The sequence below is a fragment of the Pseudomonas sp. NPDC090208 genome, assembly GCF_044746785.1.
Taxonomy (GTDB): domain Bacteria; phylum Pseudomonadota; class Gammaproteobacteria; order Pseudomonadales; family Pseudomonadaceae; genus Aquipseudomonas.
In genome coordinates, this window is the sequence record NZ_JBIVCU010000015.1 from 1 (window position 1) to 12665 (window position 12665).

10 protein-coding genes are annotated in these 12665 nt (G+C 63.1%); 4 read left to right on the top strand and 6 right to left on the bottom strand.

The features are described from left to right. Window positions 1–133 precede the first annotated feature (133 nt). Window positions 134–1027, bottom strand: a complete 894-nt coding sequence (locus tag ACIPL0_RS22655; protein WP_400599762.1) for a LysR family transcriptional regulator — start codon at window positions 1025–1027, stop codon at window positions 134–136. Window positions 1028–1121: 94 nt separating this feature from the next. Here ACIPL0_RS22655 and ACIPL0_RS22660 point away from each other — a divergent pair, with 94 nt between their 5' ends. Next, window positions 1122–2327, top strand: a complete 1206-nt coding sequence (locus ACIPL0_RS22660; RefSeq protein ID WP_400599761.1) for an MFS transporter — start codon at window positions 1122–1124, stop codon at window positions 2325–2327. 72 nt (window positions 2328–2399) lie between these two features. Here the strand turns inward: ACIPL0_RS22660 and ACIPL0_RS22665 are convergent, their stop codons facing one another. The 5 genes from ACIPL0_RS22665 to ACIPL0_RS22685 form a co-directional block, all read right to left on the bottom strand. Beyond that, window positions 2400–3326, bottom strand: coding sequence for a LysR family transcriptional regulator (locus ACIPL0_RS22665; RefSeq protein ID WP_400599760.1), 927 nt, complete (start codon window positions 3324–3326; stop codon window positions 2400–2402). 143 nt (window positions 3327–3469) lie between these two features. Further along, the gene (locus tag ACIPL0_RS22670; protein ID WP_400599759.1) at window positions 3470–4126 is read right to left on the bottom strand and encodes a peroxiredoxin-like family protein; all 657 of its coding nucleotides are present in this window, start codon (window positions 4124–4126) and stop codon (window positions 3470–3472) included. A gap of 81 nt (window positions 4127–4207) precedes the next feature. Further along, on the bottom strand, window positions 4208–5323 hold the full coding sequence (locus tag ACIPL0_RS22675; protein WP_400731607.1) for an alkene reductase: 1116 nt from the start codon (window positions 5321–5323) through the stop codon (window positions 4208–4210). Between the two features lie 250 nt (window positions 5324–5573). Continuing rightward, the gene (locus ACIPL0_RS22680) at window positions 5574–8696 is read right to left on the bottom strand and encodes a multidrug efflux RND transporter permease subunit (protein ID WP_400599757.1); all 3123 of its coding nucleotides are present in this window, start codon (window positions 8694–8696) and stop codon (window positions 5574–5576) included. Continuing rightward, window positions 8696–9862: an efflux RND transporter periplasmic adaptor subunit gene (locus tag ACIPL0_RS22685; protein WP_400731608.1), complete on the bottom strand. Its 1167-nt coding sequence runs from the start codon at window positions 9860–9862 to the stop codon at window positions 8696–8698. Before ACIPL0_RS22685 ends, ACIPL0_RS22680 begins: the two co-directional genes overlap by 1 nt. A 150-nt stretch (window positions 9863–10012) precedes the next feature. Here ACIPL0_RS22685 and ACIPL0_RS22690 point away from each other — a divergent pair, with 150 nt between their 5' ends. The 3 genes from ACIPL0_RS22690 to ACIPL0_RS22700 all read left to right on the top strand — a co-directional run bounded on the left by ACIPL0_RS22690 (window position 10013) and on the right by ACIPL0_RS22700 (window position 12544). Then, entirely contained in the window at window positions 10013–10714 is a 702-nt protein-coding gene (locus ACIPL0_RS22690; protein WP_400599756.1) for a response regulator, read from the top strand. Between the two features lie 45 nt (window positions 10715–10759). Then, entirely contained in the window at window positions 10760–12082 is a 1323-nt protein-coding gene (locus ACIPL0_RS22695) for an ATP-binding protein (protein WP_400599755.1), read from the top strand. A gap of 159 nt (window positions 12083–12241) precedes the next feature. Continuing rightward, window positions 12242–12544 carry a hypothetical protein gene (locus ACIPL0_RS22700; RefSeq protein ID WP_400599754.1) on the top strand — a complete coding sequence of 101 codons (303 nt, stop codon included), beginning with the start codon at window positions 12242–12244 and terminating at the stop codon, window positions 12542–12544. Window positions 12545–12665: the final 121 nt, after the last annotated feature.

Here is a 12665-nt window from a genome sequence, read left to right on the forward strand (position 1 = left end):
GATGGTAGTGTGGGGTTTCCCCATGTGAGAGTAGGTCATCGTCAAGATTAAATTGCAGAACCCCGTTTGCGTAAGCAGACGGGGTTTTGTCTTTTCTGCGTCGAAAAAGGCCAGAACGCTCTTTCTCTGGCGTTCACAGACGGTGATGTTCCAGCAAGAAGTCCACGAATACCCTCACACGGGCCGGCATTGCAGGGCCACCCACGAACAGGGCGTGAATCGGCTCCCTGTCTCCCGGATTGTAAGCCTCTAACAGCGGTACCAGATGGCCGCGTTCGATGTCGTCGGCCACCGTGAACGCGCCGATACGGGCGATGCCTGCACCCAGTTGGGCCAGTTGCGCCAGCGCTTCACCGCTGCTGCATTCGAGCGTGCCGGTGACTTTCAATGAAAAATCCTGGCCGTCACGGCAAAACAGCCAGTCGGGCGCGGCCCGGCGGAAGTTGAAGCGCAGGCAGTTGTGCCGGACAAGGTCTTCTGGTGTCTGTGGCGTGCCGTAACGCTCCAGGTATTCAGGTGACGCCACGATCACTTGGCCGGTTTCGCCAATGCAGCGAGCGTTCAAAGGGCTGTCCTGCAGGTGGCCGAAGCGCAACGCCACATCGGCCTGGCCACCGAGCACGTCGACCACTTCATCACCCAGTGTGAGGTCGACCAGCACTTGCGGATAGCGAGCGCTGAACGCGGCCACCAACGGCACGATGGTCAGTCGACCATGGGCAACGGCTGCGCTGACCCTCAGGCGGCCACGCGGCACGCCCTGATCCGTGATCGCCTCTTCGACTTCAGCCATGTCAGCCAGGATGCGCCGTGCGCCGCGCAAATAGGCCTCGCCCTCTGAGGTGAGAGTGATCGCTCGCGTGGTGCGCAGCAGCAGACGAGTGCCGATGCGCTGCTCGGTGCGGGCGATGATCCGGCTCACCGCCGAAGGTGTCAGGCCCAGCGCCCGGGCTGCAGCCGACAGGCTGCCCTCATGCGCCACTCTGGCGAATACCTCCATTTCTCCGGACCGGCCGGTGAAATCCATTTGTGACTCCGAAGCAAAGGTGATTGAACTTAAAGCGGTCTACCGCCGTGAAAGTAACGATCGTAGCATTTGCGGCACAGATAAGGAGTCTTTCATGCGTATCAATCCACCCCTTGTAGCGCTCTCGATCGGTGCCTTTGGCATCGGTGTCACCGAGTTCGCCCCCATGGGCATGTTGCCCGGCATCGCCGCTGACCTCGGTGTTTCGATTCCCGCTGCCGGCCTGTTGGTCAGCGCCTATGCGCTGGGCGTACTGATCGGCGCCCCGTTGATGACCCTGGCCACGGGCAGAATTCCACGGCGTTACCTGTTGATCGGCTTGATGGCGATTTTCGCGCTGGGCAACCTGATGTCAGCGCTTGCCACCGATTATCAGAGCCTGCTCATCGCGCGCGTAGTGACGTCGCTCAACCACGGCGCGTTCTTCGGTATTGGTTCTATCGTGGCAGCCAGCGTGGTGCCGCCCGAGAAGCGCGCCGGCGCCGTGGCCGCGATGTTCATGGGCCTCACGGTGGCGACCATCGGCGGCGTACCGCTGGCCACCTGGTTTGGCGAAGTGCTGGGCTGGCGCAGTGCATTCTGGGGTATCGCCGGTCTCGGTTTTGTGGCGATGGCGGTGCTCTGGTATGCACTACCCAATGTACCGCTGCCGAAGAGTGACGGCGTGCTGGCGGAAATCCGCGTGTTGGCCCGTGGTCCCGTGCTCGCTGTGCTGGCTCTGACCGTCGTGGGCTCGGGGGCGATGTTCACTGTTTTCACCTACATCGCGCCGATCCTGCAGAACGAAACCCACGCTTCGACGACGTTCGTCACTACCATGCTGGTGCTGTTCGGCGTAGGCCTGACGTTGGGCAACGTATGGGGCGGCAAGGCGGCGGACCGTTCCGTCGATCGCACACTCATCGTGTCGCTGGTTGTGTTGATTGCGGTACTGCTGGCGTTCTCGGTGCTGATGCGTTGGCCGCTCCCGGCTGCTGTAGCCATTCTGGTATGGGGGACTGCGAGTTTTGCCCTGGTGCCGCCATTGCAGATGCGTGTGATGGAAGCCGCCAAGGACGCACCGAATCTGGCGTCTGCAGTAAACATCGGCGCGTTCAATTTCGGTAATGCCATCGGCGCCGCACTCGGCGGGGCCGTGATCGATGCCGGGCTGGGATACCCGGCGATTTCACTGGCCGGTGCGCTGATGGCGGCGTTGGGGCTGCTGATGGTGTTGGTATTTGCCTGGCGTTCCAGAGCCGCAGCAGAAGGTGATGCACGCAGAACGGACGCGATGGCGCAGGCGCAGGCGCTGGATTGAACGGCAGCGGACTGTTATCGGCGTAACCCGTCCACAGGCTTCGATTTAGTGGCGGTTCATGCCGATGTTCTCCTACGACCGACGCTGCGCCCCGAGCAGCTCAGGGGCGAACTCGGGCGCCAGGCATTCCTCGACAAAAGTGGCGAAGTGGCGTGCCTTGCTGCTCGCCATTCGCCCCGTCGGGTAAAGCGCCGAGAGCGCGATGGTGGGCAGATACCAATCGTCCATGACCGACACGACTGTTCCCGAGCGGAGTTCCGGGGAAAACGCCCACTCTGATGCGACCGCGATGCCGAGGCTGGAAAAAACTGCGGCGCGCAGCCCCTCCGTGGCTGAGATAGTTACCCGGCCCTCCAGTTTTACCGACTGTTCGACCGTCTCTTTTTTGAAGGTCCAGTGTTCTCCACCTCCCAGATCACGGGAGTAAATCACCGCGCGGTGGGACAGCAGATCCGAAGGGGTTGTCGGCGTGCCGTAGCGGGCGAGGTATCTCGGCGTTGCCAATACCCGACGTCTTGCCTCGCCTATGCGCCGGGCAGTCATGCTGGAGTCCGGCAGCTCGCCCATTCGCAACGCCAGATCAATGCCTTCAGCCACCAGATCGATATTGCGGTCGTCCAGAATCAGCTCAAGATCAAGTTCGGGATGCTTGTCCAGAAACTCTGGCAAGCGGGGCACGATGTGCAGCCTGGCGAAGCACACCGCCGCCGACACCCGCAGCTTTCCGGTAAGGCCGGCAGCGCTGCCGCGAGCGGCAAGGACCGCTTCGTCGGTCTCTTCCACCGCGCGCTTTGCTCGCAGGTAAAAGCTCTGGCCCGCCTGTGTGGGTGTCAGCGAACGTGTGGAGCGAAGCAGCAGTTTGACCCCGAGCCATTCTTCCAGCTGCGCGACCGATTTGGAGACGGCCGGCTGGCCGACGTTGAAGTGTCTGGCGGCCGCCGAGAACGACCCTGTATCGACCACTCGAATGAAGATTTCCATCGCAGCGAGGCGATCCATCAAAGTTCTCCAGGGCGCGACGCAGCGTTCGAGACGTCGGACGGCGGCGATGGGCAGAGCATGTATCAATGAAGATGAGACGGGCAGGCACTGTTGCACATGAACCCGTGCCTGAGCGTTAGCCGGTACAACTCTAGTTTGAGTTACTTGAGCCGCCAGTAGCTTTTCGCTTTTACCGCCTGTTCGCGGCTCCGCGTCCGGCTTCGCATGCCTCGTAGTGCGCCGAGCAACGCCTCGTTGTCCAGAGGGCGGCGATAATCGGCATCGACATGCGCAAGCACAATCACACCGTGCTGATCGATCAGGTAGGTCGCCTGGATCGGGGCCAGGAAGCTGTCGGGTTTGCGGGATTTCGGTGGCGTGTATCCGAGCGCGATATAGCGCGATCTCAGTGCTTCGGGGAGCTCGAACGCCAGACCGAATGCGCGGGCGACCTTCATTTGCGCGTCTATCAACTCCGGAATGGGCAGCGGCAAACGCACGGCAGGCGCCTGACTGGGTGGCGCCACTGCAAAAGCCGTCGCACCGGCGTCGAGAATCCTTTCGTACGAGTTGGCAAGCTGCGCCAGGCTGGACTCGCCAAAGCCACACCAGGCACCCCGCAGAAAATTCAGGACGACTGGCCCGGTTTGCAGTGCTGTTTCAAGCGAGATGACCTTGCCTTGCAGGTCCGGCAGTTTGAAGCCGGGCGCGCGATCCCCTGCCCGCAGGGCCTTGGGCAGTACCGCCACCGCTGCTGCCGTGGCGATCTCTGCGGCGTGTTCTGAGGTGTCGCTGCACTCTGGAAAGATCCGGCTCATGGCGATGTGTCCAAGGTGGCGCAGTTTGCAGTGGGTGTCAGGCGAGAGCCGCGCCTCGTCTGTACGAGGCGCGGCATCCGGTCAGACGGCTTCGGTGGCAGCCTCACGCTCGGCGTAGGTTGGAAAGTCCGAATAGTGGGTCTCGTCGCCACCCCAGAAAGCCGCACGCACGTACGGCGTCAGGGGCAGGTTGTGTGCCAGGCGGTAGGGCAGATCCGGGTTGGAGGAGAAGTGACGACCGAACGCGACCAGGTCGGCATCGCCGCGCTCGACAATGGCGATAGCGCCTTGCCGGTCGAAACCGCCGGCGGCAATGATCGGACCGGAGAAGTGCGGACGCAGCCAGGACGTCACCACCACGCCTTGCCCCGCGTGCAAGGTGTCGTCACCTTTCACCCGTGGTTCGATCACGTGCAGATAGGCGATCTTGTAGCTGTCCAGCACTTTCGCCACGTGGGTGAAGGTGGCCTGGGTATCGCTGTCGGTCACGCCGCCCCATTCGCCCGACGGAGAAATCCGCACACCCACACGGTCGGCACCGAAAACCGAGATCAGAGCTTCCAGCGCTTCGCGCAGGAAACGCACACGGTTTTCCACCGGGCCGCCGTATTCATCGGTGCGGCGGTTGGTGCCGTCCTGAATGAACTGGTCAACCAGATAACCGTTTGCGCCATGCAGTTCGACGCCGTCGAAGCCCGCCTTTTTGGCCCGTACAGCGGCCTGACGGAAATCCTCGATCAGGCCTGGAATCTCGTCGATGCCGACGGCGCGATGAGGGGAGGCCGGGACGAAGCCGTCTTTTGTCAGTGCGACACCTTCGAACGGCACTACGGACGGGGCGATGGGTTGAGCGCCGTCGGCAACATCTTCATGGCTCTGACGCCCGCCGTGGATGAGTTGCAGGAAGGCACGTCCGCCCTTGGCGTGAACGGCGTCGGCAATAGCTTTCCAGCCGGCGTCCTGACCGTCGTGGTAGATGCTCGCGGCACCCAGATAAGAGCGGGCCTGAGCGGAAACGCTGGCGGCTTCGATCACCACCAGGCCGCCTTGCGAGGCACGCTGACCGTAGAAGTCGGCCATCATCGGGCTGGGAATGTCGCCTGGCTGCAGGGTGCGCAGGCGGGTCATGGGGGCGAGCACGACACCGTGGTCAAGTTCATACGCGCCGACTTTTACGGATTTGAATAACTGGGTCATTTTGGGCCTCTGGAACACTGGGTTTGGCCGGTTGGCTCCGGCTGGCGTGTTGCGTTGAGAGGAATCTAGAGGCTCACGGCCTCGCCAAATAGCCAGCAGGCGGGATAGGGGCTATTCCAGAAAGGGATGAATCGGGGTGAGGCCCGGCGGCCACGGGGCAGGTTTTTGCAGCTTGTTGTGGCCGTGATCAGGAGCGGGCGCCGACAGCTTGGCGCCCGTGAGTAACCCGTCTATTTGCAACGGGTACGACTCATTCCTGAGCCTGAATTTCAGGCACTGGCGAACGCTTGAAGCGCGCCACCGCGCCCATGACCAACACGAAAAACACCGGGACGAACATCACCGCGAGGGTCGCCGTGAGCATGCCGCCGATCACCCCGGTGCCAATGGCTTGCTGGCTGGCAGAACTGGCGCCGGTGGCGATGGCCAGTGGCACCACGCCGAGAATGAACGCCAGCGAGGTCATCACGATGGGCCGCAGCCGCAGGCGCGCTGCCCGGATACTGGCGTCGATCCGGCTCATGCCCTGATCGTGTAGTGCCTTGGCGAACTCGATGATCAGGATCGCGTTCTTCGCCGACAGGCCGATGATGGTGATCAGGCCGACCTTGAAAAACACGTCGTTGGGCATGCCGCGCAGGGTCACCGCCAGCACCGCGCCGATGATCCCCAGCGGCACCACCAGCAGCACCGCCGCCGGAATCGCCCAGCTTTCGTAAAGCGCCGCCAGGCACAGGAACACCACCAGCATCGACAGCCCCAGCAGCAGCGGTGCCTGGCCGCCGGAAATCCGTTCCTGCAACGACAGGCCGGTCCACTCCAACCCGAAGCCCTTCGGCAGGTTGGCCGCCAGGCGCTGCATATCGTCCATGGCCTGACCGGTGCTGTATCCCGGTGCAGGCTCACCGGAAAGGCTCACCGCCGGATAGCCGTTGTAGCGGTTGAGCTGCGCCGGACCACGGGACCACACGGCCTTGGCGAACGCCGACACCGGCACCATGCGGCCCTGACTGTTTTTCACCTCCAGCCGCAGCAGATCGTCGACCTGCTGGCGGCGGTCACCTTCGCTTTGCACGATGACCTGCTGCATGCGCCCCTGATTGGGGAAGTCATTGACGTAGGCCGAGCCCAGTGCGCTGGACAGCAGATTGCTGACATCGGCGAACGAAATGCCCATGGCGCTGGCCTGCTGGCGGTCGATCTCGATGTTGATCTGCGGTGTTTCGGCCAGCGATGCCTCCCGCACGTTCTGCAGCAGCGGGCTTTGCGCGGCCTTGCCGAGCAACTGGTCACGGGCCTGACGCAGCGCGTCATAGCCTTGACCTGCGCGATCCTGCAGACGCACCTCGAAGCCGCCCGAAGTACCGAGGCCTTCCACGGGCGGCGGCAACAGGCTGAACGCCATGGCGTCCTGCAAGTCGGCAAATGCCATGCTGGCGCGGTCAGCAATGGCCTGGGCACCGTCGGCCACGCCACGCTCGGACCAGTCTTTCAGGGTGGTGAAGGCCAGCGCTGCGTTCTGGCCGCTGCCGGAGAAACTGAAGCCCAGAATGGTCACGGTGTTGGCAACGCCGGGCTCGCTCGCGTTGTGCGCTTCGATCTGGCGGGCGATGTCGACGGTGCGATTCTGGCTGGCGCCGGGTGCCAGCTGGATATCGGTGATGGTGTAGCCCTGATCCTCGACGGGCAGAAACGAGGAGGGCAGGCGCACGAACAGCCAGCCCATCAGGCCGACCAGCAGCAGGAACACCGCCATGTAGCGGCCCACCTGTCGCACCGCTTTACGCACCCAGCCTTCGTAACCGTTGCTGAGCTGTTCGAAGCGGCGGTTGAATGCGCCGAAGAAGCCTTTTTTCTGGTGATGCGCACCTGAGCCAATCGGCTTGAGCAAGGTGGCACACAGTGCCGGTGTCAGGCTCAGGGCCAGAAACGCCGAGAACACGATGGCCACCGCCATGGAGATCGAGAACTGCTGATAGATCACGCCCACCGAACCGGGCATGAACGCCATGGGGATGAACACGGCGGTCAGCACCAGGGTGATGCCGATGATCGCGCTGCTGATTTCCTTCATGGCCTTGCGGGTCGCATCTTGCGGCGACAGGCCCTCTTCGGCCATCAGCCGTTCGACGTTTTCCACCACCACGATGGCATCGTCCACCAGAATGCCGATGGCCAGCACCATGCCGAACAGCGTCAGCACATTGATCGAGAAACCCATCGGCAGCATCACGGCAAAGGTGCCCAGCAGCGCCACCGGCACCACCAGCGCCGGGATCAGCGTGTAGCGGATGTTCTGCAGGAACAGGAACATCACGACAAACACCAGGACCATGGCTTCGATCAGGGTGTGAATGACCTTGGTGATGGAGATTTTCACGAACGGCGAGGTGTCGTAGGGGATGTCGTATTTCACCCCCGCCGGGAAGTACCGCGACAGCTCTTGCAGCTTGTCACGGACTGCCGTCGCGGTGCTCATGGCGTTGGCGGCCGGCGCCAGTTGAATGCCGACCGCCACGGCGGCATTGCCGTTCAGGCGGGTCGCGAAGTTGTAGCTCTGGCTGCCGACTTCGACCCGCGCCACGTCGCCTACCGTCACCTTCGAGCCGTTGGGATTGGCCTTGAGCACGATGGCCGCGAATTCCTGCGGGGTGCTCAACTGGCCCTTGACCATCACCGTGGCGGTCAATTCCTGGGTGGAGGAGCTTGGCAGATCGCCAATGCTGCCTGCTGCCACCTGGGCATTCTGCTCGGTGATCGCTTGGGTCACGTCGGTCGGTGTCAGGTTGAACGCCACCAGCTTCTGCGGATCGATCCAAATGCGCATGGCCCGCTCGGAGCCAAACAGCTGGGCCTTGCCCACGCCGTCCAGACGCTTGAGCTCGTTGACCACGTTACGCGCCAGATAGTCGCTCAGGGCAGTGCTGTCCAGGCGGCCATCGGTGGAGCTGAGCGCGGCGATCATCAGAAAGCCGGCGGAAGTTTCCTCGATCTGCAGCCCTTGCTGGGTCACGGCGCGAGGCAGACGCGGCTCGACCACTTTCAGGCGGTTCTGCACGTCGACCTTGGCCAGTTCCGGGTTGGTACCCGGCTGGAAAGTGATGGTCAGCGTGGCGGTGCCCTGGCTGCTGCTGGAACTGAAATACAGCAGATGGTTGACGCCGTTGAGCTCCTGCTCGATCAGGCTGACCACGCTTTCATCGATGGTCTGGGCAGAGGCGCCGGGGTAGGTGGCGGTCAGTTCGATCTGTGGCGGCGCGACGCTGGGGTATTGCGCCACCGGCAACTGCGGGATCGCCAGCAGCCCGGCGAGCACGATGAACAGGGCGATCACCCAGGCGAGCACCGGACGGCCGATGAAAAACTGCGCCATCAGTGCGACTCCTGTGTGGTCGCCACTTGGGCCGTGACTTCTTCGGCCTGGACCTGCATGCCCGGTTGCACATGCTGTACACCCGCCACCAGCACGCGGTCGCCTGCGTTCAGGCCGCTGTCGACGATCCAGCGGTCATGCACCACGCCACCCAGTTCGACACTGCGTTCGGCCACATTGCCGTCGGCGTCGACGATCATCACGTTGGCCTTGCCGGCGGCATCGCGCTGCACGGCTTTCTGCGGAATGGTGATGCCTTGCGCATTGCGCGCCTGATCCAGTTGCACGCGGATGAAACTGCCTGGCAGCAATTCGTGCTGCGGGTTGGGGAACTGACTACGCAGAGTGATCTGGCCGGTGCTCTGATCGACCGTGAGATCGGAGAACAGCAATTCGCCCTTGAGTGGGTAGGGCGTGCCGTCTTCCTGCAGCAACGTGGCGCTGATCTGACGCTGGCCGATCTGTTGCAACTGGCCCTGCTGCAAGGCGCGGCGCAGATCGCTGATCTGCCGGGTCGACTGGCTGACATCGGCGTAGATCGGCTCCAGTTGCTGGATGATCGCCAAGGCTGTGGTGTCGCCTTGGCCGACCAGTGCGCCTTCGGTCACCAACGCCTTGCCGATACGCCCGGCAATCGGCGCGGTGACGGTGGCGTAATCCAGATTCAGCCGCGCGCGTTTGAGCGCGGCGCGGGCGGCCGCCACGTCGGCCTCGGCTTGCAGATGGGCGGCCTGGGCATTTTCGGCGTCCTGACGGCTGACAGCCTGGATCTTGACCAACTCGGCGTAGCGCCCGGCCTGGAGCCGGGTCTGGTAGAGGTTGGCGTCGGCCTTGCGCAACGCCGCTTCGGCGCTGTCGACGTCGGCCCGAAACGGCGCCGGATCGATACGGAACAGCACATCGCCCTGTTTCACGTCACTGCCTTCGCGGTAAACCCGTTGCAGCACGATGCCGGCCACGCGGGCGCGAACTTCGGCAGTGCGCGGTGACACCAGCCGGCCATTGAGTTCGGTGGTCAGGGTCAGCGGTTGCGGCCTGACGGTCTCCACGCTGACTCGCGGCGAGAGTGTCTGCGGCGGCGCGGAAGGTGCGCCGCACGCCGTGAGCGCGGCGAGTCCGGCACACAGCAGCAAGCGACGTGGGTTGAGGGAAAAACGTGATGACATGGGGCGATCCTCTGATGACCCACCCATGCTAGAGAGCCGCTCCCGCAGGCATGTAAACAAGTGTTGCGAAGTTGTGAAGAAGTGTTAAGCCCTCGCGCGAAGCCCGCAGGCCTTGGGTATGCTGCAGGTTTTACGGCCCGACCTGACCCCATGACTCACATTCTCCTCGTCGAAGACGACGCCGCGCTGGCAGAGCTGATCGCCAGCTATCTGCAGCGCTTCGAATACCGCGTCAGCGTGATCGGCCGTGGCGATCAGGCCCGCGACGGCGTACAGCGTCTGCAGCCGGATCTGGTGATTCTCGATCTGATGCTGCCGGGCCTCGACGGTTTGCACGTGTGCAGGCAACTGCGCGACGACCGGCCGGGCCTGCCGATCATCATGCTTACCGCCCGTGGCAACAGCGACGACCAGATTCTGGGGCTGGAGACCGGTGCCGACGATTACGTGGCTAAGCCCTGCGAGCCGCGCCTGCTGTTGGCGCGTATTCGCACCCTGTTACGGCGCAGCAGTCTGTATGAGCCACGGCAGGACGCAGCGTCCATTGTCATCGGGCAACTGGTCGTCGAACTCGACGAGCGCCAGGTGCTGTGGCGCGGCCAGCCGGTGGAATTGTCGTCCGGCGAATACAATCTGCTGCTGGTACTGGCCCGGCACGTCGGCCAGGTGTTGAGTCGTGACCAACTGATTCAGGAGTTGCGCGGCATCGAGTTCAACGGCGTCGACCGCTCAGTGGATGTGGCGGTGTCGAAATTGCGGCGCAAATTCGAAGACCACCCCGGCGAGCCGCGGCGGATCAAGACCGTGTGGGGCAAGGGGTATCTGCTCAGTCGCGCCGAGTGGGATGAGTGACGGCGCCGTCACCTGCGTTTACATCGATCAGGAATATCTGCCTCCATGTTCAAGATGCTTACCCGGCTGTACCTGATTCTGCTGGTGACCTACAGCGTGGCGCTGTATGCCATTCCCGAGGTGGTGCTCAAGCTGTTCGATACCCGCAACGTGACCTACAACATGGAGCAGGCCAAGGGCACGATGCTGCTCATTCAGCAGCGCTTCCAACAACGGCCCGTCGCCGAGTGGCCCGGCCTTGAGGCCGAACTCAAGCGCGCTTTCGCGCCGCTGGAATTGCGCGTCGTCCCGCTGGCGGATGCCAGCCTGAACGACCGGGAGCGCGAAATGCTGCGTGACGGGCGCAATGCCGTGCGGCTGGGGTACTACGGCACCCTCGGCACCGTGCTGGCGCCGCTCGATCAGGATCAGGCAGTGGAGCTGGTCGCGCCGGACCCACCGCTGGATATCTACATCATGTACTGGCTGATGAACATTCTGATCGGCGCAGCCCTGCTGGCGTGCCTGCTGTTCTGGGTGCGGCCGCACTGGAACGATCTGCAGCGCCTCAAGCGCACCGCTATCCGCCTGGGGCAGGGGCATCTGGGTGTGCGCACGCAGATTTCGCCGCGCTCGAACATCGGCGAGCTGGCTCAGGTGTTCGACACCATGGCCCAGGACATCGAAGGCCTGCTCAACCAGAAACAGGAACTGCTCAACGCGGTGTCCCACGAGCTGCGCACACCGCTGTCGCGACTGGAGTTCGGTCTGGCGCTGGTGTCGGCGGACGAATTGCCGACAGCGACCCGCCAGCGCGTCGAGCAGATGGTCGGCCATGTGCGGGAACTGGATACGCTGATCGACGAGTTGCTGTCCTACACCCGGCTGCAATCGCCGTATCAGCGCATCGAACCGCAGGACGTCGCGGTGCCGGCTTATCTGGACAGCGTGCTCGGCGGTTTTGTTGAACAGCAGGAGCGTCAGGGATTTCGTCTGCACCTGTACACCGACAACGCCCCGCAACGCTGGGTGCTGGACCCGCGCTTGACGGCCAGAGCCCTGGAGAACCTGATCGCCAACGCGGTGCGTTATTGCGAGTCGCGCATCGACATCCACGTCGACCGGCACGTCGACAACGGGCTCGCGATCCGCATCGATGACGACGGTATCGGCATTCCTGAGCAGGAACGGGAACTCATCTTCGAGCCGTTCTACCGCATGGACCGCAGTCGTGACCGCGATACCGGAGGTTTCGGTCTGGGGTTGGCGATCAGCCGAAGAGCGATTGAGTGTCAGGGCGGGACACTGACTGTCAGCCGGTCACCGGAGGGCGGCGCACGCTTTGAAATCCTCCTGCCTTGGCGCAGGGACGACGAAGGCCGGAATTGAGCCCGTGTGAACCCATACCAAAGTGTGGGTTGGCTATGCGAATCGACTATGGTGCGCCACGCCCGCGCGCACGATGATGTCGCCACGCCCCACTACCTCTTCAGGCTGCTCAACCTGGCCTGCTCCAGACTCGAAACGGGCCTTCCACCGGGGATTGCAATGAATATTCACGCTGCGGAAAAAGTCGTTCTGATCCGGACACGCGACCCTTTCTTTTCGACTTGCGGGCCGCTCATGCAGGACTCCGTCGAACGACTGAAAGCCTCCGCCGGTTGTGTGTATTGCCGGCTGGACGCGGAAGAGCGTCGGCTGGGGTACTGGGTCATTCGTTGTGCCTGGAGCTCTCTCGATGCGATGCAGGCCGGTGTCGAAGGCGTCTTTCAACCGGTCTTCGAGCGCTTGATCGGCAGTCACGCGCTGCTTTCCCTCCGTATTTGCGAGGCCTCGCCAGACAGCGACTAGTATTCACCGCGGTGCGCTGGGCACCTGTGGCGCCGAGCCCCCGACTGACTTTCGTTCACTACCCCCAAAAAAGAGGTAACGATTGTGTCCGACACTCCTGATATTCCATCCAGTTCGCGCC